This window comes from Paenibacillus sp. MER 99-2 (genome assembly GCF_023714095.1).
Classification (GTDB): Bacteria; Bacillota; Bacilli; order Paenibacillales; family Paenibacillaceae; genus Paenibacillus.
This window is the reverse complement of sequence record NZ_JAMAUZ010000003.1, coordinates 622,111-647,620: the sequence shown is the minus strand read 5'-3', so window position 1 is coordinate 647,620 and position 25,510 is coordinate 622,111. Positions and strand designations below refer to the sequence as shown.

Below are 25,510 nucleotides of genomic sequence, written 5' to 3'. Positions count from 1 at the left end.
ACAGAGAGGAGAAGAAACCAACGTATGAAAGGGATTATTAACTTTTCACTGAACAACAAGTTTGCGATCTGGATTCTGACCATCATCGTTTCCGCTACCGGTCTATACAGTGGACTAACGATGAAGCAGGAGACAATTCCAAACATCAACGTTCCATTTCTGGCGGTTACTGCTATTGATCCTGGTGCTGCACCAGAGGGAATTGTTGAGGATGTCACCAAACCACTAGAACAAACATTGAGGAACGTCGAGGGCATTAAAACACTCACCTCTACCTCCATGGAAAATGCCTCCTCCATTACACTTGAATTTGATTATGGAACCGATCTGGATAATGCCACCGCAGCAGTTCGTGAAGCTTTAAACGAAGTGCAATTGCCAGAAGGCGTACAGAAACCGACCATTTCCAAATTCAGCATCAACTCATTCCCAGTTGTATCCCTGAGCTTGTCCGATAAGGATGGCGGCGATCTGGAGCAACTGACAAGACTCGCACAGAACGATATTCAGGCCGCACTTGAAGACATTGATGGTGTCGCTCAGGTACAAGTTTCCGGTCAATACGTTAGAGAGGTTCAACTGAAATTTGACGAGGACAAAATGAACGAACTCGGTCTGACGGAAGATACAGTCAAAGGCATCGTTCAAGGTTCGTCTGTCCGTGTACCTCTTGGATTGTTTGAACTGGATAAAGCACAAAAGGCTGTCGTTGTTGATGGTAACATCATTGATATTGATGACCTGAACAATCTGGCTATTCCGGTTATCCCAAGTGGTGCAGGCGCATCAGCAGGTAATGGTGCAGTTACTGCCCCACAAGGCACGGGAGCACCAACAGATGGTTCATCGGCTCAAGCTGGTGAAGCGGGTCAAGGTACAGCACCAGGGGCTGCACAAGGATCTGACCAAGCTGCAGGGCAAGCGGGTAGCGGTAACGCTGGCGCTGGTAATCCTGCAGGCGCAGCTAACGCAGCACCTGGTATTCCAACCGTTAAATTAAGTGAGATCGCGAAGATCGAAGTTATTGGTCAAGCAGAATCCATCTCTCGGACAGATGGTAAAGAATCCATCGGGATCTCTATCGTTAAGTCCAATGATGCCAATACTGTTGATGTAGTCAATGCCGTTAAGAAAAAAGCAGAAGAATTGCAATCGCAATTCAAAAATGCGGAGCTAACGGTCTTACTTGACCAAGGTAAACCGATCCAAGATTCCGTAAATACAATGTTGTTCAAAGCGATGTTTGGTGCTTTGTTCGCCATTTTGATTATTCTGTTGTTCTTGCGTGATATCCGCTCTACCATCATTTCGGTTATTTCCATTCCGCTCTCCTTGCTCATTGCACTGACGGCGCTGAATGTAATGGACATTACGTTGAATATGATGACGCTCGGCGCCATGACGGTTGCTATTGGGCGGGTCGTAGATGACTCCATCGTTGTTATCGAGAACATCTATCGCCGTTTAACACTCAAAGGAGAGAAATTAAAAGGCCGTGAACTGATCCGGGAAGCAACCCGCGAGATGTTTGTACCGATCCTTTCCTCCACCATTGTTACCATCGCCGTGTTCCTTCCACTCGCACTTGTGAGCGGTATGGTCGGTGAGTTGTTCTTACCATTTGCCTTGACGATGGTCTTTGCCCTACTGGCATCCCTTATTGTTGCGATCACAATCGTACCAATGCTGGCACATAGCCTGTTCCGCAAAGGGATTAAGAACAAACAAAATCATGACGAAAAACCGGGCAAGCTTGCGGAAACATACAAACGACTCTTGAACTGGACGTTGTCTCATAAACTCATTACTGTAAGTGTCGCTGTACTCGTATTGGTCGGTAGTTTATTCCTGTATCCGTTCATCGGCGCAAGCTTCCTGCCAGAGCAACAGGATAAATATGTCATGGTTACGTACAGTCCGGAAACGGGAGCTCTGCGTGAAGATGTGGAAAAAGAAGCCCTTGTCGCTGAGAAGTGGTTGTTGCAGCAACCAGGTCTGGAGAAAATGCAATACTCCATCGGTGGCAGTAACCCGCTGAGCAGCATGGGTGGAGGAAGCTCCAACTCCGCACTCTTCTATATTGAATACAACAAAGATACCAAAGAATTTACCCAAGTGAAGAAAGATCTTGTGGAAGGTCTGAAGAACCAAGTTACCGTAGGAACCTGGAGTGAGCTTGATATGTCTGGGGGTCTGGGAGGAAGCAGTCTGAGCCTTTCCATCTATGGCGACAGTGTAGAACAGATCAAGCCTGTCTCCGATGAAATTCTGAAGCTGGTTCAGGCAGATACGGAATCATTCGAAAAAGCAGATACAACACTCTCTGATACCTACGGACAGTACACGCTGGTTGCAGATCAGGAGAAACTAAGTTCGCTTGGTTTGACTGCAGGTCAACTGGCTATGACGCTAAGCCCAGTGCGGGAACGCCCGGTGCTTACCGAAGTAGATATCGAGAACAAAACGTATAAAGTATATGTTGAAACGGACAAAAAGACATTTAATAGCCTTTCGGAGATTGAAAATGAAACAGTCACTTCACCGCTCGGCATCGAAGTACCCATTAAAGATGTCGCAAAAGTAGAAGAAGGTACTTCGCCGAACTCCATCATGCGTATTGATGGTAAGGTTGTTGTTCAGGTATCCGCTAACATTCTCGCTTCTAATGTAGCGAAGGCTTCGCAGGATCTGCAGGCTAATATCGACAAAATCGATCTGCCAGATGGTGTTGAAGTGAAGTTTGGCGGTACGACTGAACAAATTAATGACACATTTACACAGCTTGGTCTGGCTATGTTGGCAGCCATCGCTATTGTATACTTTGTGCTCGTTGTTACGTTTGGCGGCGGACTTGCGCCATTTGCCATCCTATTCTCCCTGCCGTTCACCGTTATTGGTATTATGGTAGGTCTGTTCGTAGCAGGTGGTACAATCGACGTATCTGCCATGATGGGTGGACTGATGCTAATCGGAATCGTGGTCACGAATGCCATCGTCCTAATCGACCGCGTCATTCACAAGGAAAACGAGGGATTGTCTACTCGTGAAGCCTTGCTGGAAGCCGGAGCAACACGTCTTCGTCCAATTCTGATGACCGCTCTTGCTACCATTGGTGCTTTGCTTCCACTCGTTACAGGGCTGGAAGAGAGCGCTGGTATTATCTCGAAAGGTCTGGGAATTACCGTTATCGGTGGTCTGATCAGCTCCACGCTGCTCACACTGGTGATCGTGCCGATTGTGTATGAATTCCTGATGAAGTTCAAAAAGAAAAGAATCGAAGATTAATTAAGCACAAGGATCGACTCGTGATCTGAGCTAGATTAACAATTCACACCCCTTGGTATGTATTGGAATGATTTCATATTCCAGCATCACATCAAGGGGTGTTTTTTTGCAGTCAGGGCTTGTTTTGTAGTCAACGCGATGGCAACTTTGAAATAAATGACAAAACAAACTATCCATTTTGGGAAATTACACAAATGGGTGTAAGAGATCATCTCATCTCTATGAAATGGTTCTATACTAAGGTTTACGGATATGACATACGTTCATGGCTTACAGAACATTCTTCTAGAACCGCGCAGCTTGGGTTGGGTATTGCCTAGGACATACCATGGGGAAGGACGGTGAGGATATGGGGGAGACGACGCTCCATATTCAGATGAGGGATATGTTGAAACGTCCGGTATTTCGCAAAGCAGAGGTGCTCGCCAGTGAACGTGCGCTGACAAGGTACGTCAGATGGGTACATATCATGGAAGTGCCTGAAGTGGGGAACCTTCTAAACGGTGGTGAACTGGTGTTAACTACAGGCATCGGATGGCAGGATAATGCGCAGCAGGGGCTTTCTTTTCTACGGCAGTTAATTGCACATGGGGCTGCGGGGTTATGTATTGAGCTTGGGGTACATACCCAATCCCAGCTTGGGGCGATGAAAGAGATCGCTTCTGCCGAGGATTTTCCACTCATCTGGTTCCATGAACAAGTTCGCTATATCGATATTACGCAAGACCTGCATTTCACTTTGCTCCGCAGTCACCAGCGGTTAATCGCTGAACTTGATACCCTGACCACCTCATTCAACCAACTTCTGCTCAATGGCGATGGTGTGCAGCCACTACTTCGATTGTTGTCACGTACGACGGGTTATGATGTAGCTCTGTATCCACTTGAGGGTGAGGCAAGTGCGGTGCCTTATTGTGCACCAGAACATCTGGAAGCGCGCCGCCAGTCCTGGTTCATGCATCGGGAGTCTGGTACAACGAGAATGGAAAGTCATACGGAGAACACTACGCCAACCAATCATGGTTCCTCTCCGGCTGCGCTCTCATTGTCTGTGCAAGCGCTAGAGTATACTTTTGCCGATCTCGTACTTACCACAGCCAAATCATCTAATCATGATCTGGATCTAGAGCACACACATCAACCGTCGAGCGAATTCGTCCTTCAAGCCATGGAGCGTTGTGCCGCTGCCATTGCCCAGGACTGGATGCGCACTAAATACATGGAGGAGAAGCGCCGATACAAGGAAGATATGTGGGTGATCGATTGGCTCAACGGCCATCATTCTGCCAAAGAGATACACGAATATCTATCCACTGCTAGCCCTCTTCTGGCAACAGGCACAGGCACTGTCATGTTGTTCGACCGTATTCCGGGTTATTCAGATAGCCTCAAACTACAGAAGCTCCTCATTCAGCGCAACATCGTCTCCCGCTCCATTTTCTCAAGAGAAGGATTCACCCTCTACAGTACCGTGCTTAATCATCAGATCATTCTTATCATCATCGACCCTCAGCCTGGAATTCAACGCAAAAGCCATCTATGGAACTGCATTCAACAGCTCCAGCAGCACGAAGCAGATCAAACCCATCGTCTATTCTCAGGTCTACTAGGCATTGGTCAGAGTTGTGCCAACCTCGCTCGTATCAAAGACAGTCTAGATTCAGCTAAAGAAACACTGGCGATTCAAAAGGATATTGGAGCGATGCAACAGCCCTTCTACAGCAACCTTCACTGTTACCGTATTATTGCAGGCATGAAGCAGAGTGGCAGTTTGGAGGATTTTATCGAGGAGTATTTGGGGCCAATCATCCGATATGATGCAGAAAAAGGTGGGCAGCTTCTGCATACACTCAAGCAATATTTAGTGCTCTGCTGTTCCAAACAAGAGACCGCTACCCGCCTGTTCATCGTTAGGCAAACGCTCTATCACCGATTACACAAAATCGAGACTCTTCTAGGCGAAGACTATGTTCTTCCTGAGAAAAGGGTTGCGATCGAGCTTGCCATCTATGGTTACGAATATGTCAACGGCCCGATCGCGTAGCTTCATTATGCCCCCTGCTGTTCTCGCAGTTGCTGCACGAGAAAGTGTCCAAACCACTTTCGGCCGGAGGCAGTACCGACGTGTTGCTGCTTCCACTCCCCCGGCTGTTGCGGGTGTTCCCAGACGACATCCGCTCCCTCCAGATGCTCTTGCACCGTATAGATCCGGTAGCCCAGAGCGACCATACGTTCAATCGCTATTTTTTCTGCTTCAAAATCCGCTGTCTCGGACATCCCTCTCACCCCCTCGTTGTTGTCGCAACTTTCTTCGCTGGAACGGGCGCGCCAGCATCGTATTTGGCACGTTTCACGTATTGACCTGCACCCGGCTTGCCTGCAAACTGCCGATCACGAACCACATATTCTCCCCGGCACAGCACCGTAACGGGACATCCCTGAACCTGCATTCCTTCAAAAGCACTGTAATCTACGTTCATATGATGCGTCGCAGCAGAAAGTTCTCTCTCCATCGCTGGGTCAAAAATAACGATATCTGCATCGGTTCCAACAGCCAGCGTGCCTTTCTGCGGAAAGAGCCCAAACAGTTTGCTCGCCCGTGTAGAGCACAGATCCACCCACTGGTTCAAGGATATGCGACCTTTGGCAACACCTTCTGAATACAGGATGCTGAGTCGATCCTCGATCACAGGCCCGCCATTCGGAATTTTGCTAAAGTCATCCTTTCCCAGATCCTTCTGTCCCTTAAAGTTAAACGAACAGTGATCCGAGCCAATCGTCTGCAGCTGACCATTCTTGAGCGCATTCCATAATGCATCCTGATGAGATGCTTCCCGCAAAGGTGGGGACCAGACATACTTAGCACCTTCAAAATTCGGCTGATCCATGATCGATTGATCCAATGTTAAATACTGTGGACATGTCTCGCCCCAGATTCGATAACCCAACTCCCGCATACGGGCAATCTGCTCAACCGCTTCAGCGCATGTCACATGCACAACATAAAGCTGAGAATCGGCAAGCGCCGCCAGTCGAGCCGCCCGACCTGTTGCCTCTCCCTCCAAGATCGATGGACGAGTTAGCGCATGGTGAATCGGTTCAGTTCGACCAGCCGCGAGTGCTTCACGCACCAAGAGGTCGATCACATCACCATTCTCGGCATGCACCATGACGAGAGCGCCATACTCCTTCGCCTTTTGCAGCGTCTGATACAGGATGGCATCATCGGCTTGGAATTGATTTTTGTATGCCATGAATACCTTAAAGGAAGACACACCTTCTTCTTCAATCATCTGAGGTAACTCTTCGAGCACTTGGTCATTCATCTCACCAATCATCAGATGGAAACCATAATCAATGGCTGCTTTACCCTCTGCTTTGTCATGCCATTGCTGGAGAGATTCCAGCAGCGGTCGCCCTTTTTGCGTTAAACAAAAATCTATGATTGTGGTTGTGCCGCCAAATGCTGCTGCTGCCGTACCTGTCGCGAAGTCATCCGCAGTAACGGTTCCGCCAAACGGCATATCCAGATGAGTATGTGGATCGATACCGCCCGGAATCACATAACAACCCGCAGCATCGATGACCTCTGTCCGTTCGTCCGGCAGTAGCCCTATGCCGATCTGCGTGATTTTGCCATGCTCGATTAGAATATCTGCCTCGAATGTATCTGACGCTGTAACCAACACACCATTCCGAATCAATTTGCGGATAGTCATGATATCGCCTCTTTCGTTGATTGATCTCGTGTCCATTGTAGCGTCGCTATTGCCGATTGGCGTTCATTCCAGGTGAGTGGTGCTTGTTCATGCCCGACCTCCACCATCTGAATTGCACCGTCCACTGGACATACGATGGAACAAAGGTTACAGCCTACACAATCCTCCTCAACTACCTCAAGATAGGAGCCCGAAGGATCGGTCAACATATCAATACATTGATGTGAAGTGTCTTCACAGGCGATATGGCATTTGTTGCAATTAATACAGACATCGCGATCAATACGAGCGACCACTTTGTAATTCAGATCAAGATTGCCCCAATCCGAGTATTTAGGAACTGTCTGACCGATTAACTCGGTTACACTTTGCAAACCCTTCTCATCCAAGTAATCATTCAGCCCGTCGATCATTTCCTCCACGATCCGAAAACCATGATGCATTGCAGCCGTGCATATCTGAACGCCGGTGGCTCCCATTAACAGAAACTCAGCTGTATCCCGCCAATTGGATATGCCTCCAATACCGGATATCGGCACGCCTACCTCAGGATTACGCGCACACTCTGCAACCATGTTCAAAGCGATCGGCTTCACGGCTGGGCCACAATATCCCCCATGAGCCCCTTGACCGCCTACATGCGGCACGGTATTCCATGAATCCAGATCTACACCCGCAAGAGAGTTGATAGTGTTAATCATGGAGATCGCATCGGCTCCACCACGTACGGCAGCTTTGGCTGTCACCGTAATATCCGTAATATTGGGCGTAAGCTTCACGATGACTGGGGTCGTTGCTACCTCCTTCACCCACATCGTCTGTAGCTCTACCAGATCAGGCTGCTGTCCCGAGGCGGCTCCCATGCCACGTTCAGCCATACCATGAGGGCAGCCAAAGTTCAGCTCCAACCCATCGACACCAACCGCCTCTACCTTCTTCACAATCTCATGCCACTTCTCCCGCTTCGGCTCAACCATTAGAGAAGCAATCACCGCTCGATCCGGAAAACGCTTCTTGGTCTCGGCAATTTCTCGCAGATTCACTTCTAATGGACGATCTGATATCAACTCAATGTTGTTAAAACCGGCAACACGCTGTCCACCAAAATGAATTGCTGCAAAGCGCGACGATGTATTGATGATCGGCTCGCCGAGTGTCTTCCACACTGCGCCACCCCAGCCTGCCTCAAAGGCTCGTTGAACCTGATATCCCGTGTTCGTTGGTGGTGCAGATGCCAGCCAGAACGGATTCGGCGATCGAATACCTGCCAGATTAATAGATAAGTCAGCCATAACGATCCCTCCTAGATGTGGATTGATATCTATGATTTGATACTGATTAGCTCTTGATTTGCGAATCAAATGATGCTGCCTGATATCAGGCTTGGGATTGCTTGAGATAGATTAATCGCCCTATATGCTCCAAATAATGATGGCGTCAAAACCATTCACTGATTGACTGGTGCTGGTGTCATTACACCGAGCGCGGCATGATTCCAAACTTATGCTGTCTCTTCCACCTGACCAGGCCATGCCTTCATGATCGCTGCCGCAGCCATCTTCCCCTGCTGGGCTGCGGATACGACCATGGCTTCGCCCTGCCCCTGACCGAAGATAACATCTCCTGCTGCATATACCTGAGGACGGGATGTCCGATAAGTGTGCGGCTCCACCTCCACTACACCGCCTTGGTGCTTCAAGCCAAAGGCTTCAATGAGCGGCAACAACCGATTCTGCCCAATTGCACGCACGACGGTATCACATTCAATCGTGAACTCTGATCCCTCCACCGGTACAGGCCATGCACGCCCCCCGCCGGGCGGTGTCTCGAGCCGCATCTTCACACATTCAATAGCGCGAACTCGGCCGTTCTCATCTCCAACAATGCGCCTCGGCATCGTAAACCAACGGAACTCCACGCCTTCCTGTTTCGCAAATGTATATTCAAACGCATACGCCGTCATCTGACCCTCTCCGCGTCGATAGAGCATCTGTACTCGCTCAGCACCCAAACGTACAGAGCACGTTGCCGCATCCACGGCTGTATTGCCTGCACCAATCACAGCAACATTCAATCCATGGAGCGCTGGCGGGACACCTTGCTTCGTCGATTCGACCAGCTCAATGGCATCATAGACTCCTTCAAGTGTCTCGCCTTCAATACCAAGCATCGGCACTGCGCCCATGCCACAAGCGAGAATTACCGAGTCGTATTGCTCCATAATCTCATCCGCCGAGAGGTCTACTCCAATACGAACTCCATAGCGAATCTGTACGCCTAGTGCTTCCACTTGCTGTACTTCCCACAACGCGACGGATTCAGGTAAACGGAACGATACAATGCCATACGTGTTCAGTCCGCCACCTTTCGCCTTCGCTTCATAGATCGTCACCTCATACCCTGCACGCCCCAGCTCTCTGGCTGCCGACAACCCTGCCGGGCCGGCTCCCACAATTGCAACAGTACGTCCATTCGAAGGTGCCGGATGGAACAAAGGTTCATTCTTCGTTCTTGCCCAATCGGTTGCATATCGTTGCAGGTCACCGATGCGAATAGGCTTTGACGAATCATTCAGAACACAGGCGCCTTCACATAACTCTTCTGTCGGACAGACCCGCGCACAACTGGCTCCCACCGGATTCGCATCCATAATAGTTCGAGCAGAGCCCTTGAGGTGACCTGTGGAGATTTTACGTATAAACGAAGGAATATTAATATCTGTTGGACACGCCTTGATGCAAGGTGCATCATAACAATATAGACAGCGGTTGGATTCCTCCATCGCCTCTGCACCTGACATCGCAGGTTTCATCTCCGTGAAACGACTCTCCCATCCATAGTCGGACATGGGGGTTCCAGGGCTGTTCATCATGCGTATGCACCTCCATAAATTATTTATTGGGCTGTGTATCCTATCTGTGCCTCAGGGCATCCTTCGTAATCAAAAACGGACTTTTTGAACAACCTCTACAAATGAACAAGATGTTCATACGTTTCAGGTCGCCGATCCCGGTAAAATTGCCATACATTGCGTACTTCCCGAATCACCTCGGTATCCATCTCACCAATAATCACTTCATCCTGATCCCTGCTGCCGATGGCAACCATCTTGCCACGCGGATCAACGAGATAAGACTGACCGTAGAACTCTCCCATGTTCCAAGGGGTCTCCACCCCTACACGATTGATCGCAGCAACATAATACCCATTGGCTACCGCATGTGCTGGTTGCTCCAGCTTCCACAGGTATTCCGACGTGCCTGCCACCGTTGCCGAAGGATTAAATACAATCTCAGCCCCCGCTAAACCGAGCAGACGTGCTCCCTCCGGGAAATGACGGTCATAACAGATGTACACGCCCACTCTGGCATAAGCCGTATCAAACACCGGGTACCCAAGATTTCCAGGTTTGAAATAATACTTCTCCCAGAATCCATTAGTACCCTCACCCGCTTCCACATGCGGAATGTGATGCTTGCGATATTTCCCCAGATACGATCCATCCGCATCGATCACGGCTGCCGTGTTGTAATACGAAGCAATGCCCTCCACCTCATACACCGGCAAAATAATGACTACCCCAAGCTCCTTTGCCAGTGCTTGGAAACGTTGTGTAGTTGGCCCCTCTGGTACCTGCTCCGCAGAGGCATACCACTTCGGACTCTGCTCCGTGCAGAAGTACGGACCGTAGAATACTTCCTGTAGGCCAATAATTTGCGCTCCCTTGGCGGCAGCTTCCCGCACCATGGCGATATGCTTCTGTATCGCCGCTTCCTTATGAACCTCAACGGAAGCCGTGCCTTCAATGGCGTGTGACGCTTGGATCAAACCAATCTTGATTTTGCCCATAATGTTGGAACGCCTCCTTATGAAAATGTGTCGATAATCGTGTGACCATTACACATCTGCCGAACGGTTCGGTATAGCACTTCGGTGCCCAGTGCGATATCTTCTGGCGAAGAGTATTCACTCGGATGGTGACTGATGCCGTCTTTACTGCGGACAAAGATCATACCGTAATCACATACATGTGATAATGCCAGTGCATCATGGAAAGGCCCACTCATGAGCTCGGGTAATGTCATTCCCATCGCTTCTCCCGATGAGTGAATCATAGATTTAATGCGCTCCGCACAATAACGTGGTTCACTGTTGGTATCAACCGTGAGCGAATAGCTCAGCCCATGCTGCCTGCTTACATCCTCCAGCAGTTGCATGAACCGGGCTTCCAGCCGATCTCTGCGCGCCATATCCATATCCCGCAAATCTACGGTAAAGCTAACTTCTGCCGGAATAATGTTGCGCGAATCGGGGAACACCCGCAGGCTTCCTACTGTTCCTACCGTAGGCGCACCAGGATCTTCACGTACCATCTCATCAAACGCGGCAATGACTTTGGCGCTGCCAACAAGCGCATCATGCCGCATTCCCATCGGAACCGATCCAGCATGACCTGCCATCCCCTTCATAGTCACCGTGAGCCACAGTGGTCCAGAAATCCCAGTCACTACACCCACTGGCGCATCTATCGATTCCAGTACAGGTCCCTGTTCAATATGCAGCTCCAGATATGCACCAATCGCTCCAGGCGGGTATACCGATTCGGCAAATTGTGCTGGGGAGCAGCCGAAGGACTCAAGCGCTTCTCGCCGCGTCACCCCGTGCTTATCCTGTCGCTCCAGCTCGCCTTCCTCCAACTGCCCGGTTATCCCACGGGAGCCGAACAGACCTTTATTGAACCGCGAACCCTCTTCATCACAAAAGGCTACGATCTCAATGGGCATCATGGGCTGAATCCCTTGCTCTATTAGACATTGAACCGCTTCGAGCGCGCCGAGCACCCCAATCGCTCCATCATAGCGACCACCATATGGCTGGGAATCGATGTGTGAGCCCAGCATTAATAGCGGAAGTGAAGGATCTGCACCTTCCAAGCGACCCATCAGATTACCAAAGGCATCGAGCCGAGTAGTAAGCCCTGCCTCCTCCATCCAGAGACGAACCTGAATGATGCCTTCCATATCTTCCGGTGTTAGGGCTAAGCGACAGACACCGGTATCTACGATGCGTCCAATACGAGATAGTTGTTCAATACGCTCATCCAATCGAACCTGATTAATGGTGATCCCCTCAGTCGTCTGCACTTCGAATTCCTCCTTGTACAGTTATGGCTTCACCGTTCATGTCTAATGAACTTGAATCCAGATTACGTAGTGCTTTCAGTAGGCTGCCTGCAATGAGATCCAGCTCTGCTTCCGTTGTGACGAATGGCGGTGAAATCGTCAGAATATTTGCAAACCCTGGTACGGTATCCCCATTTTTACCGATGAGAATGCCATCCTTTTTACAGCTAGCGAGTACCTTCATCACCCGATCAGCTCTGGCCGGAGAGCCATCCGCCTCAATCAATTCGATACCACAGGCGAATCCAAAGGAGCGAATGTCACCGACCACCGAAAGCGACAAGAGCGGTTCGAGCTTCTCACGGAGCAATCGCCCCAGCCATTCTGCTTGGCTGACTAGATTTTCGCGTTCAATAATCTCCAGATTCGCCAGCGCTACCCGGCAAGACACCGGATTGCCCCCGAAGGTGTTCACATGACGAAGATGTGTATCCGCGCCAGGTTCCTTGAATGAATCGTACATGTCCGCTCTTACGGCGGTAGCCGATAATGGAGAGTACGCACTGGTCATGCCTTTCGCCATCGTCACGATATCAGGCTTCACACCGTAATTGTGATGTCCGAACTTTTGCCCGGAGCGACCAAAACCACAGATGACCTCATCGACGATCAATAGCACGCCATAGCGCTCACAGATCTCCTGTACCGTGCGCATGTAATCCGGAGGAGGCACAATCATGCCGCCCCCTGTAATAACCGGCTCCATAATGACGGCGGCTACGGTCTCTGGCCCTTCCCAGCGAATGACCTCTTCATAGATCGTCGCGCACTCGAGCCCGCATCCGTCCTTACTCTTACCGAATGGACAACGATAACAATACGGCGGAGGTACATGAGTGAAACCAACGCCGAGGGGTTCGTATTTGATCTTGCGAGCCGCTTGCCCTGTAGCGCCAAGTGCCCCCATGGAGTTGCCGTGATATGCACGGTGACGAGAGATGAACTTGTGCCGCGTAGGCTCACCATTCTGGTGATGATACTGACGGGCTATTTTGAAAGCTACCTCATTGGCATCCGAACCTGAGTTGGAGAAAAAGATCCGATAATCCCCCTCCAGCCAGTCATTCAGCTTCTCTGCAAGCAGAATTGCCGGTTCATGACTCTGGGTCATTGGTACATAGGCGAGTGCTTTCATCTGCTCATAGGCACTTCTAGCAATTTCCTCCCGCCCGTGACCAACGTTCACACACCACAATCCAGACATCGCATCCAGATAACGTGAGCCATCCTGATCCATGATCCAGCTTCCTTCACCGCTGACGGCAATCATCGGATGATCGTTATGCGGGGAGATGTGATGCCAGACATATTGACGATCCTTCTCCAGCCATTCTTCCTTCGTACCCCCAAGTGGCTGAGGCTGCTGATCCACAGAGTTCATGCGTCATCCTCCTCCATCTATTTCACTGCATCTTCATAGATACTTTTCTCTAATGCTTCATCCAGATTGGCGGCTTTTTTGATCAAACCATAACTTAAGGCGATGTCCGCCGTTCGCGTGAAGGACTCATCGACGAAGCTGCCTACCTGTTGTTCCGTAAAACCCTCTGGGCGAATCAGCTTCGCGATTTCCTCTAGCATGGTCACTTGGTGCTCACGAGTGGTGCTGCCCTCGGTTACATTTTTCATGACGGCATCTACCGTTTCCTCTTGGTTATCGATTGCGTAGTTCCAGCCTTTCAGAATGGCACGCGTGACTTTGACCGCCAGATCACGATTGCCGTCAACCCAGTCCTTCTTCGCAATAAGGGTATCCTCCAACATGCCGACACCCGCATCCTCAATGTTGAATACATCCAGATCGGATTCCTTCACGCCGCTCTCCAGTACCACATGAAATTCGTTATAGATGGTTGCTGTAGCCACATCCACCTGGTCATTGAAGAATTGATCCATCGTGAAGCCCTGTTTGACCAGCTCAATATCCTTCTTCGGATCAAGACCGTTCTTCTCCATGAAGGCGAGCACCTGGAATTGTTGGCTGCCAAACCAAGTACTAACCTTCTTGCCCTTCATCTGGGTAGGATCGGTGATGCCCGCAGATTTCTTGGCAATTAATCGATAGCTGCTCTTTTGCGAAATTTGCGCCAATGATACTAGCGGGAGTCCGTTATCCCGGCTGACCAACAAACTATCTACCCCGGTTACACCAACATCTGCAGCACCATTGACAACCTGTTGTTCTATGACGATGTCCGGCCCCCCGGGAATAATCTCAGCATCGATGCCCTCATCGGCGAAGAAACCCTGCTCCTTGGCAGCATATATCCCTGCAAACTGAGCCTGCGGTACCCATTTGAGTTGGATCTTCACTTTCGTTAAAGACTGACCCTCCCCTTCCGCTTCCCCTGCACCCGCAGCAGCAGGAGTCGCAGCCGGCTTAGAATCTGTCGAACACGCACCTAACATAGCAACAACCAGCAGCATCAACACTAGAAAACCAGGTTTTAAGGATCGGTACATGTGAAGAACAACCCCCTATTGATATGGATTTTGGGTCATGCCGATTGCAATTAATATCAGGACTCTAATTAATGCTCAATCAGTGATCTGTGCGAACACGGCTCCAAGGAATCAGGCGTTTCTCTGCCAGCACCACAGCCTCATAGAGCACAATGCCAAGGACAGCGGCGATAACAATGCAAGACCAGGCAAGTGGCATATTCGCCAGGCGAATCTGATCCGAGAGCAGGTAACCTAGTCCCTGAGAAGCGATGAAAAACTCCCCTACGATGGCTCCAATAATGCTGGTCGACATATTAATCTTCAATCCAGCGAATAGTGCAGGCAGGGCATGAGGTAAGCGCAGCTTGATAAAAATTTGCATTTTGCTCGCTGCAAGCCCCCCGAGCAATTCATGATACTGTGGCTGGATGGACGTCAGCCCTTTGAATAAACTGACAGCCATAGCGGCCATAGTGATGACTGCTACCACCGCAATGCGTGACCAGATTCCATCGCCAAACCAGTTGTTCATAATCGGAGCCAGCGCAACGATGGGTATGGCGTTCAGAGCAGACATTATGGCAACTGCCGCCTTTCCACTCGTTGGAAAGAAACAGGCGACTATAGCGGCAAGTGCCCCTAGCGAAGAACCTAGCAAGAAACCACCTAACATTTCAGTGCCGCTATACATCGCATAACGGTAGAGCATTTCTGCATTTTCTTTGATCGAGATTGCAATGGAAGAGGGAACAGGCAATTGATAGATTTCCAGGGAGAACATGAAGTGGAATACCCTAAGCTGCCAGAGAAGAAGAAATACAAGTCCTGCAACCGCTGGAAGCAGACGTCCAACAATGGAGCGTCCTCGCAAGCGACGAGTCGATTGCTTTTCTTCAGCTTGTCCTTGTTGTTCCTGTATTCGCGAAGCAGAAGTAGGTGTAATCATGGCAGAGCTGGACATGGATGTTCCTCCAGATACGGCCGCTGTCACTCGATCCTCCTTATTCCGATGTTTCCATACATGATCATTCATGCAGCCCCTCCTCTCTTGCTTCTGAATTCAGGCTGCCAAGGTGTTAACCAACGTTCAGCAAGGCTGATGACCAAATACGAGATCAATCCGATGCCCATACTTAGCATGATCGTTGCCCAGAACATGCCGACTTGGGCGTTACCATAGTACAGGGAGCTCACCATAAGCACGCCTAACCCATCGGGAGCACCCATTAGCTCCACTACAATGGAAGAAGTTACTGCGAGCGGAGCGGCGATTTTCATTCCTGAGAACAAACCAGGCAGCGCAGAAGGTAACAAACACTTGATATATTTGGCGGGTAACGAGGCTCCGCAGGAGCGCATAAGCTCCAGATGCTCCGGGGCGGTGCTTTTTAAACCTTTCAAGGTGTGGATGATAATCGGGAAAAAGGTAACGTAAGCAGCCATCACGATCCGTGCCCACTCGGCGTTATGGATAATGCCGTACACAATGGGGGCAAGACCGATGACCGGAACCATCTGTGATGAAATTACATAGGGCGATAATGTACGCTCCAGCCAGACAGCTATACTCATCAGGAGTGCTAGCGCCAGACCCAGAAGCGTACCTCCTGCGAAGCCGATTGCCGCATTACCAAACGTCACACTTCCTTGTTCAGCAAGCGTGCCTGCATGCCTTAATAGCGCCATAACCACATCATGTAGATAAGGTAGGCGAGATGACGCCTGTTGAGAAGTCATGGACGCATGGAGCATCCAGGCAGTGCCTTCCCATAATAGGAGTAGAAGAATGATCCAGATCGTTACCCAAGAACGATAGCCAGGTTTATAAGAGCGCAGAGGCATCAGATGGATCACGCTCCTCGTAAAAGCAATTGCGAATCGTCTTTATCATCTGATAGAAGGCTTCTGTTTCCCTCAGTTCACGTTGACGCTCTAAGGGTAATTCAACGGGATGTATGGAATGTACCTGACCCGGATGTGCAGAGAGAACGATAATCCGGTCTGATAGGAATACTGCTTCAGGGATACTGTGTGTAACGAAGAGGAAGGTCTTGCCTGTGGAACGCTTAATATCAAGCAATTCTAATTGCAATTTTTCTTTGGTGAATTCATCGAGGGCGGAGAACGGTTCATCCATGAGCAATAATGGTGGGTCAAGGGCAAGTGCTCTGGCGATCGACACCCGCTGCTGCATCCCCCCACTGAGTTGCCATGGATAATGGTCAGCGAAGCGGGTGAGACCAACCAGCTCAAGCAGCTCAGCGCTCATGCGTCTGCATTCCTTTTTACTCGTACCGAGCAGCTCCAGCGGTAATTCTACATTGTGACGCACCGTGCGCCAGTCGAACAGAGCGGGTGTCTGAAATACGATGCCGAACTGTCGCCGTAACCTCGCTTTTTCTGGCTCATCCCCGGCAATACGGACAGAACCGGACGTGGGCTGAAGCAGATCGGCAACCAATCGCAATAAGGTGGATTTGCCACAGCCGGACGGCCCAAGCAGAGAGACAAATTCATTGGAACCAATGTGAAATGAAACATCAGACAGTGCCGTTACCTGCTGTGTTCCAGTTCCAAATACAACGGACACATGATCCACTTCAATATGGCTGACATCAGGAACAGGAACGTTTATGGAGGACATAGGCATTCTCCTTTTCGCGGAAGTAGTCTTCTTATCGCACTCAGGGTGAATGGGAGGTTATTGAACCGAGTCGTGTTCACGAACATAACAGATTTAACTGGTTAGGTAATACTATATAACATTGAGCGAGGATTACATTATACAGACTGTTTTTAGAATAGGCTTGTTCATGTTACAGAGTGTAAAGTGAGGCAAATATGGAGGAGAGGTTATCTAACAAGAATATAACTACGTCATTCATATCAATTGTTAGAGGATCATTCATGCCGTAGGTAGCCATTATCTCATTTTTCAAAAACGTATATTATTTGTATTTTTTGAATGAATATTCGGAAAATATAGCATATACCCTCGTATTCTTGGTGATTTTCTTGTATAAGACTTATATAGAGAGAAAGAGAGAGAAGCATTCACATTCAACAATCGGGGGTGTTTGGCGTGTTTGACTGGCTCGGGTGGAAAAAGGGTTGGCCGCTGTGGCGGTCGTATCGGTTAAACGTACATATCAAGGAAGACGTAGAACAGATTTTTGAGGGGATCGCCGAAACACGACGTCAGCTTCTCATGGACTGGGCGGATGAACAATGGGATCATCTGGATCGATTATTGCAGCAAGTTCAGTCGCATAAGCCCCAAGATGTATTACAAGGTTCACAGTCTCTAAGCAAACTAAGCGTGTGGTTCCAAGGAAGTTATACAAGAGCAAAAGATTGTACAGAGCTTTTTATGATGAATGAGCAAAACGAGGTTGTATTCTCTACTTATCCGAAGCATATTGGGAAGGTTTACAACAACGCTGATGAAGGGTTTGAACCAGGTATACGGTATGCCAGAGCAGATATCAAGGGCAGAAAGTGCCTCTATGGACCTTACTCTGATCCACTCACCCTGAAGATTGGCGCGCGTTCGTCTTCTTTTCATGATGATGTCACATTGATGTTTGTTGCCCCCATCGTAAACGAGGGTCGCTATGTTGGAGCGCTATGCAGCCGTATTCCGAATGATGTATTAGGCGATTTAATTCAAAGAGAGTCAGGCCATATCTACCCCGATTCGGGTGATAACTACATTTTCATGGCGGAATCTACGTTACGACCGCATCTACTGCCCGGAACAGCTCTATCCCGTAGCCGGTTCGAGGATCGGACCTTCACTCACGGAGAAAATCTAAAAGACGGTGTCACAACCGAATGGGGTACTGTTTCTGTCAAGGAACATACCGAGCTTGAGCTATTGTTCACCGATCCTTCTACTGGAAAATTACATCCCGGAGTGGAGAATACGATTCAAAATGGCTCCAATCTATTTGTTGCCTTTCCCGGCTACTCCGATTACCGTCATATCTCTGTCATAGGGAAGGGGATTACTTTTCAGCTTCCTCACTGTCCAGACCGCTGGGGCATGATGTGTGAAGGCGATTTGGAAGAAGTGTATCAGGTGCGTAACATGGGCTGGCGCCAATTCAAGCTGCACACCCGTTGGATTGTGTTGTCGGCGATCCTTGGAGCAGGTCTAGTATATATTCTCTCCGGCAGTGGATGGAGCGCAGGAGCCATCGCAGCTTTCAATCTCATTTGCGGTTTCTTCACCGCAAGTCAATTGCAACGGAAGCAGTATAGTCGTGTTCATGAGGACATGCGACGTATTAGTCGCTTTATTCGAATCAATGCCGAGGGCAAAGGTGATCTGACTCAGCGTCTGGATACCTCCACTTTTGCTCAAGACGAAAGCGGCGAATTAGCAAAATGGATCAATAATATGATCGATTCACTTGAAGCCATCATGCTCAAAGTTCAGTTGGCTACCGTGGATGTTATGGACAATCAATATCAGATGCGGACATCAACAGAGACGACACAAGGCACGACAGAGCGTGTCAATCGCAAGTTAAGCTTCATGATTCAAGGCATACGTACACAGCTTGAAGACCTGGATCAGGCCAAGATCGCCGCAGATCATATGCGTCATACACTGCATCAGCTTGAATCCACTGCGACATCACAGATTGAAGTTGCCCAGCAGGAAGTAGAACGTATCGGTGACAAAATGATTCAGATCTCTGGAGCCGTATCCGATACCAATCGCACGATCCTGTCTTTCATGGATACGATGCAGGACATCTATCGTGCACTGGCCGTCATCAATGAGATCTCGGCTCAGACCAATCTGCTGGCATTGAACGCTTCTATTGAAGCAGCCCATGTTGGAGAACATGGACGCGGCTTCGCTGTCGTCGCTGGGGAGATACGTAAACTCGCTGAGTTATCTCGTTCCTCAACGGAGGATATCCATCACATTCTGAGCAAAATCTCTACAGCAGCTAATACAGCATCCCAATCCATTCGAGAAGGCGATCAGGTTCTTACGGAAGGAACCACGCTTGTGCAGGCAGCCTCACAGTTACTACAAAGTGCTACTGCTGAGGATGCTCAACGCACACAAGTGGTTGATGAGGTTGTCATGCTCATGGAGAACATTGCAGCGATCAGCCATCAAAACCGCTCTACTTCTGCCGAGGTTGAAACAGAGATGCGGGAGCTTCTGAACGATATGTTACAGGTACAGAGCTCTTCACGTAATGTCGAAGTCATCACTTTATTTTTGCAGCAGGTTGTGGGACAGTTCCAGCTAACCCATCCTCAAACGAATACGGGTATCCTTGAAAGCTGACGAGTAAACATACGAGCACATAGAAAAAAGCACCTGCACCTCCTTCGTTGTTGTGAATCATACCTAACAACAATGAAGGCAATGGCAGATGCTTTTTGTATATATAATGCGTTACTTAGATTAGATGTTATTTAGCTACAACATGTGCAACGACACGATTATCTTGGTATGAAACAGTCACATCGTACCCATCAGCAGTTACACGATCGAATTGACCTTGAATTGCATTTGCACTAATCAGGGTAATGTCTTTGGAGCCCTCAATTTTGTAGTTAGACAGATCGAGATTGAGCGTTCCTCCATCCAGATACAGCTTCTTGCCGACATTAATCGCATTGAGATTGTTCTTCACAACAATGTCGAGCGTTCCATTGTCCACAGTAAAGTTTCTATTCAGGTTGAGTGCCCCATCCGTATCAACGACAATCGCACCATTTTCCAAATACAGATCACCTGTACCAAATGCGGTTGTGGATTCAGCCTTCAGTGTTCCTGCTTGTACCAGAGTTCCACCTGTATAGCTGTTGTTCCCCGTCAATGTAAGTGTTCCTGTACCCTTCTTGGTTAACATACCAATGCCAGAGATATTATTTCTCCACCAGTCCTCTGCATTGAAACGTCCTTTGGAAGCGTCCATATCTACAGTGACATTGCTTAAGAATGCACCATAACCATCCGATGCTGTCACCAGATCCAATCTACCCCAGCCTTTGGACTCGTCTAGTACAGGGTAACCGGAATCAATGGATGTTGTATACAATACTTCTCTACGTTGCTCATCCGTTAAATAAGGTTGGCGAGTCTCCAAGAGCGCTTCTGCTCCCAGCGGCACAACAGGCGCCAGACCTTTTGTTCCTGTCTGTGGCAGACCATACGTCATCTTCTCTCTATAGAAGGCTTTATTCGCATCATGATCTTCCCATTTATTCTCGTCATATGCACTCTTAAAGTTGTAATCCTCTGTTACCGTGTGCGCATATTCATACAGACTCATATTTTTTTCTTTGGCTAATGCACCAAATACTTCTCCTGCATTCTCATAAGCCTTATCCAGCACTTCTTGATTCTCTTTTTTATTGAACGCATATGCCGTCATCGCTGTAGCTTGGATACGTGCACCAATTACATCAAGTGGGGAGTGCATGCCCGTGACAACACGGTTCTCACCCATCTGCGCTGCTCTCGTCAACAATTCGGAGAATCGTTCAGGCGTAGCGTAAGCAAACGGAAGTACGGACAAGTATGACGCACTTGTATGTCCACTTGGATATCCTCCGTCTTTTCCTTGTCCATCCTCAGCGATTCTTCTCACATAACTTAATGCAGGAATGAGCTTCACATTGCTCTCATACTGCTGAACATGCTTCTCTCCTGATGCTTTCGTTCCTCCGGATGGCAAAGGTTCTTCTTTGGATTCGCCTTCACCCAGTGTTTCCCATACAGGCAATCCCTTGCTATCTACAACCTCTTTCATTTCTCCGTTCGAATTCATTCTCCACGGTCTTGGGGAAGAGAAGAAGTATTTCGCCGGATTGGATGAAGCAGGGGTTTTGAAACGAACCAGATCCACTAGAGCTGCCATGTCAGCAAGTTCTGTTTTGGACCAATCACTTCCAAGACCTTGGCTTTCATCTTCTACCGTTTCTTCTTTCAGATCAACATTCATCTCATCCACGCTTCGTTCAATACTTGTCACCGGCTTAATGATGTCCACATATGTGTTAGCCAGCGGGCCAAAGCCTTCCATCATACTGTAGATTTTATCGCGCTGGTCATCGTAATAGGCCGCTAAAGCCTCTTCATCCGTACGATTTTGAGTTACATCTTCAACGTATTTGATATTCGCAACCCACGTTGCTTCGTTACGAATCTCTACATTTGCAAATGTTTTCTGATCTGCAACAGGTACGGTTGGATCATTTTTGAAGCCGTCATAGTAAGGAGTCGGTCCATCACCATACTTCGCTACTTTATCACCTGCACCAGGTTTCGTCGCTGCTGTTCCATCTCTCCACTCCGGTTGGTTGATGGACCATACTTGTTCAAAACCGTCCAAGATATCGATAAATGGATTGGTTGCCACAACGTTTTTGAGTGTACCATCATCGGCATTGGCACCATCCTCTACTGCGGATAAACGGGCTTCATCCGCGGGAGGAGCTACATTCAACACGTTCGCTGTTCCCTTAGGCTTAGCTGGTTTGATCGCTGTGTTCGAATCGATGTCCAGCGCATTTACAAGCGCACTTACGGCTTCTGCACGAGTGATGGAACGAAGTGGCTTGAAGCTTCCATCTGCATATCCAGCAATAATTTTGGCTGCTGCCGCTCCACCTACAGCCCCTTTGCTCCAGTCTGCAATAGCGGATGAATCGTTAAACGTATTGGCTGACTCCTCATCTAGCTCTAGATTCAGAATTCCTGTAATAATTTTCGCCGCTTCTTGACGTGTAATTGGATCTTGCGGCTTCATCGTACCATCCGTATAACCATCTATATATCCAGCTGCATTTGCGATAGAAATCGCTTCGTAATACCATGCCTGGTTAGAAACATCATTATAGTTAATTGCCGCTTGTCCTGTGTATCCAAAAGCCTTGTTCACCAGATTCATAAATTCCGCTCTAGTAATGTACGCATTCGGTTTGAATGAATGATCCAGGTAACCTCGAATTAAACCTTCATCACCCCAAGCCTGGATACTCGCTTCTGCCCAGTGTCCTTTAATATCAGAGAATTGAAGTTTCTGGTCAGCTGCATAACCCCGATCCGCAAACGTCGGACTTACCATAGACAACATTAGAAGTAATGCGAGTGATTTTTTTAGTGGTTTTCTCATGGCCTGCAATACACGCTCCCATAATCGTAATTATTTTTTGGTACCGCACCAGCAAATGATGAGTGGCTTCCATCTAGATGTCTGATATGCCGTTACCTTAGCATTTGGGGCGCCCCAGCATCTATAGAACAAATTCCGCTTTATATCAAATTCGTACGTTTTGGAGATATTTTTTCAAAAAAATAGAGAGAATCCTACAAACGTCATCTATACTGTAGTTGTTTGTTAAATCTTTTTAAATTGTAGGTAAATTTTCTGAGGTGAGTTTGTTAAATTTTGATCAACATGATCTCTCGTCCGGCGGCTATTATATAATGATAGAGTTATGTAGAAACCAATTGTGAAGGAGGAACATGGATGCGCGAGCTGTTTCAATCTGTGAGATCAAGGATGGTTTTTTCCTATATCGCTGTCGTCCTTGTCATTGCGCTTCTGTTTGGCTCGATCCTATACCTCTTCTTCTCCCATCAATACAGCAAAGAGATTCGGAGTAACAAACAATTGCTGCTCAAAAATACGGTCAATTATATGGAAAGTTCCGTCATTCAGAAGGTGAATCAGGTCTATCTGTCTTTAGCGCTAGGTAGTCCTGTAAGTATTGATATAGATAGCTTAAAAGGAAACCATGGCAAGATTCTAGACATCGAACAGTTGCTCAAAAATCAGGTGCAAAACTATTCGGATCTTATTGAAGCTATCCATATATATGATACGAAGAATCAATTCATCATCTCCTCTGCACATGGGCTGATGCTCTATAAGGATGCGCCCGAACGGGTGGATCAGATTGCTGATTGGGCTGCCACGATGAGAGCAACGGAAGAGAGCTCTTTGTGGACGCAGGCGCGTATGGTTCCTCAGGATGCGTATATTGAACAATCCATAGAGAACAACATGACGCCGTTAATTACCTATGTCCGCAGTTACCCGTTTCAATCGTCTGGGCAGAACAGTAAGGTCATGATTGCGATTGATATCAAAGAATCTACGATCAGTCAGATCATCGAAAATATGATTCCTGCCGACTATGCGAGTACATTTATCGTAGATCAGCAAGGAACCGTTATTTCGGCCGCCGACAAAACCCTGTTAGGCAGCACCACGAAGGAGAATTTGTTACAGTCCCTGCTGTCCACTTCTTCTTCGGATGAGAGCTTTACACATATATTCGACCATGATTCATATGTCATTTCACAGGATCAATTCAAAGGGAATGGCTGGAGGATTTACACGACTACGCCTAATAAAAGTTTCTATTACAAATTGGATAGTTTGAAGGAAGTTTCGCTTCTCCTTGGCTTGCTCGCTGTCGCTGTTGGAATTGCAATGTCTTCCCTATTTACAGTAGCCAACTATAGCCCAGTCAAGCGAATTTTGAATAATATTAAGGGACGGGTGGATCATCCCACTGGCTTGCGGCAGAATGAGTATCGCTTAATCGATACCGCTATTAACAGCCTGTCTAGCAAAGTGGATAGTCTGGAAGAAACGTTACAGGCCAATCACAAAATGATTAAGCATAGCATTATGCTCAACATGATTCATAATCGATTTACACCAGAGGAGCTCACGGAGCAACTGCAATCTATTCACGTTTCAACGGCCTACTCTCGCTTCCGTTGTATCGTTATTGATCCTGTCAGTGAGAAGTGGAAAGAAATGCAGCCACGACAATTGCAGCATACGCTGTACACGATGATTCAGCAGCTAGAAACAGCCGAGATTGAAGGAACAAGGCTGCTCGCTGAAGAATTGCAGGATCACAAAATGGTGGTCATCATCTGTACCAATCAACCTGAGGAGCCTCTCTCGGATCAAATTATTGAATTTATTCATTCTGAGGCGAGAAATCGATTCGGTCTAGCATTTGCACTATCATTAGGCGGCTGGGTGGATCACTATACAAGCATCTACCAGAGCTACCATCAGGCAAATACACTGATTCAATATAGCTATTTCTTCCCCGAGCAGTCTGCCATACAAGACCTTGAGCTTCTTCACAGAGAAAGCAGCAGCTTGGAAATTCCAGACTCTTACCTGATGAACTTTGAAAAGAAATTGCAGCTACGTGACGTGGATGGTACGGCTAATGCCATTCATGAGTTGGTTTCGACCATAAAGGAAGGAACGTATTCTGCCGAGTATAGCCGGGTTTTTTTATTGAAAGCGGTATCAATTTATTCGAACTGCATTAATCAGGTGCGCTGGCAGCCCACTGATGCAAATGCTCAAAATTTGTACAAGCAATTTGCTTCACTCTACAATATCAACACCTATGCGGAATGGATGGTTCATCTAATCACCGAATTTATTACGCATGTCGAGAAGCGAAGTGAAGTCAGAAGCCCAGATACCATCTCGGCGGTCAAAGCCTATATTAGTGATAATATCTCAGGCGATCTCACGCTAGACCATGTCTCTGAGCAAGTGTTCATTAGCCCCAAGTATCTCAGCAAAATTTTCAAAGAAGAAACCGGAATCGTATATTCCGAATATGTCACGAATCAGCGGATGGAGCGCGCGCGTGAACTTATTGCAAGGCGGGAATTTACTATTGAGCAAGTGGCGAGCACAGTGGGTTACCGCACCCCTGCTTATTTCATTAAGAAGTTCAAAGAAATTCACGGCTGCACCCCGAAGAACTTCATGCGCAGCCTGACGAACTAACCTATAGCAGGAATCCAATAAAATTGTGAAGGAGCTACTATGAACCTCAACCTTTCAA

16 protein-coding genes are annotated in these 25,510 nt (G+C 48.2%); 4 read left to right on the top strand and 12 right to left on the bottom strand.

Annotated elements, in window-relative coordinates; genetic code table 11:
* The first annotated feature begins 24 nt into the window (after positions 1–24).
* Positions 25–3,285, top strand: a complete 3,261-nt coding sequence (locus tag M3636_RS17775) for an efflux RND transporter permease subunit (protein ID WP_251383406.1) — start codon at positions 25–27, stop codon at positions 3,283–3,285.
* Between the two features lie 349 nt (positions 3,286–3,634).
* Positions 3,635–5,329, top strand: coding sequence for a PucR family transcriptional regulator (locus M3636_RS17770; RefSeq protein ID WP_251383405.1), 1,695 nt, complete (start codon positions 3,635–3,637; stop codon positions 5,327–5,329).
* A gap of 5 nt (positions 5,330–5,334) precedes the next feature.
* On the opposite strand, the gene M3636_RS17765 is transcribed toward M3636_RS17770, so the two are convergent.
* From M3636_RS17765 to M3636_RS17715, 11 genes are all read right to left on the bottom strand, one after another.
* A complete protein-coding gene (locus tag M3636_RS17765) occupies positions 5,335–5,562 on the bottom strand; it encodes a hypothetical protein (RefSeq protein ID WP_251383404.1) in 228 nt (75 codons plus the stop codon).
* A gap of 5 nt (positions 5,563–5,567) precedes the next feature.
* Positions 5,568–7,004, bottom strand: coding sequence for a dihydropyrimidinase (gene hydA / locus M3636_RS17760; RefSeq protein WP_251383403.1), 1,437 nt, complete (start codon positions 7,002–7,004; stop codon positions 5,568–5,570).
* A complete protein-coding gene (gene preA / locus M3636_RS17755) occupies positions 7,001–8,296 on the bottom strand; it encodes an NAD-dependent dihydropyrimidine dehydrogenase subunit PreA (RefSeq protein WP_145407010.1) in 1,296 nt (431 codons plus the stop codon). Before preA ends, hydA begins: the two co-directional genes overlap by 4 nt.
* A gap of 209 nt (positions 8,297–8,505) precedes the next feature.
* A complete protein-coding gene (locus M3636_RS17750; RefSeq protein ID WP_483311523.1) occupies positions 8,506–9,876 on the bottom strand; it encodes an NAD(P)-dependent oxidoreductase in 1,371 nt (456 codons plus the stop codon).
* Positions 9,877–9,971: 95 nt separating this feature from the next.
* Positions 9,972–10,853, bottom strand: a complete 882-nt coding sequence (locus M3636_RS17745; RefSeq protein WP_186323315.1) for a nitrilase-related carbon-nitrogen hydrolase — start codon at positions 10,851–10,853, stop codon at positions 9,972–9,974.
* A gap of 17 nt (positions 10,854–10,870) precedes the next feature.
* Positions 10,871–12,148 (bottom strand): M20 family metallo-hydrolase, encoded by a 1,278-nt coding sequence (locus tag M3636_RS17740; protein WP_251383402.1) that lies wholly within the window; start codon positions 12,146–12,148, stop codon positions 10,871–10,873.
* Positions 12,135–13,568 (bottom strand): aspartate aminotransferase family protein, encoded by a 1,434-nt coding sequence (locus M3636_RS17735; protein ID WP_285858997.1) that lies wholly within the window; start codon positions 13,566–13,568, stop codon positions 12,135–12,137. The genes M3636_RS17740 and M3636_RS17735 overlap by 14 nt, the downstream gene beginning before the upstream one ends.
* A 17-nt stretch (positions 13,569–13,585) precedes the next feature.
* Positions 13,586–14,650: an ABC transporter substrate-binding protein gene (locus tag M3636_RS17730; protein WP_251383401.1), complete on the bottom strand. Its 1,065-nt coding sequence runs from the start codon at positions 14,648–14,650 to the stop codon at positions 13,586–13,588.
* Between the two features lie 79 nt (positions 14,651–14,729).
* Positions 14,730–15,665 (bottom strand): ABC transporter permease, encoded by a 936-nt coding sequence (locus tag M3636_RS17725; RefSeq protein ID WP_251383400.1) that lies wholly within the window; start codon positions 15,663–15,665, stop codon positions 14,730–14,732.
* On the bottom strand, positions 15,662–16,474 hold the full coding sequence (locus tag M3636_RS17720; RefSeq protein ID WP_251383399.1) for an ABC transporter permease: 813 nt from the start codon (positions 16,472–16,474) through the stop codon (positions 15,662–15,664). The genes M3636_RS17725 and M3636_RS17720 overlap by 4 nt, the downstream gene beginning before the upstream one ends.
* Complete coding sequence (locus M3636_RS17715; RefSeq protein WP_251383398.1) at positions 16,455–17,276, bottom strand: ABC transporter ATP-binding protein; 822 nt, start codon at positions 17,274–17,276, stop codon at positions 16,455–16,457. Before M3636_RS17715 ends, M3636_RS17720 begins: the two co-directional genes overlap by 20 nt.
* A 438-nt stretch (positions 17,277–17,714) precedes the next feature.
* Between M3636_RS17715 and M3636_RS17710 the strand changes: the two genes are divergently transcribed.
* On the top strand, positions 17,715–19,946 hold the full coding sequence (locus M3636_RS17710) for a methyl-accepting chemotaxis protein (protein WP_251383397.1): 2,232 nt from the start codon (positions 17,715–17,717) through the stop codon (positions 19,944–19,946).
* A gap of 127 nt (positions 19,947–20,073) precedes the next feature.
* Here M3636_RS17710 and M3636_RS29580 read toward each other — a convergent pair whose 3' ends face one another.
* Positions 20,074–22,785, bottom strand: a complete 2,712-nt coding sequence (locus M3636_RS29580) for an S-layer homology domain-containing protein (protein ID WP_285858996.1) — start codon at positions 22,783–22,785, stop codon at positions 20,074–20,076.
* Positions 22,786–23,142: 357 nt separating this feature from the next.
* Between M3636_RS29580 and M3636_RS17695 the strand changes: the two genes are divergently transcribed.
* Entirely contained in the window at positions 23,143–25,452 is a 2,310-nt protein-coding gene (locus M3636_RS17695) for an AraC family transcriptional regulator (RefSeq protein WP_251383396.1), read from the top strand.
* Positions 25,453–25,510 lie beyond the last annotated feature (58 nt).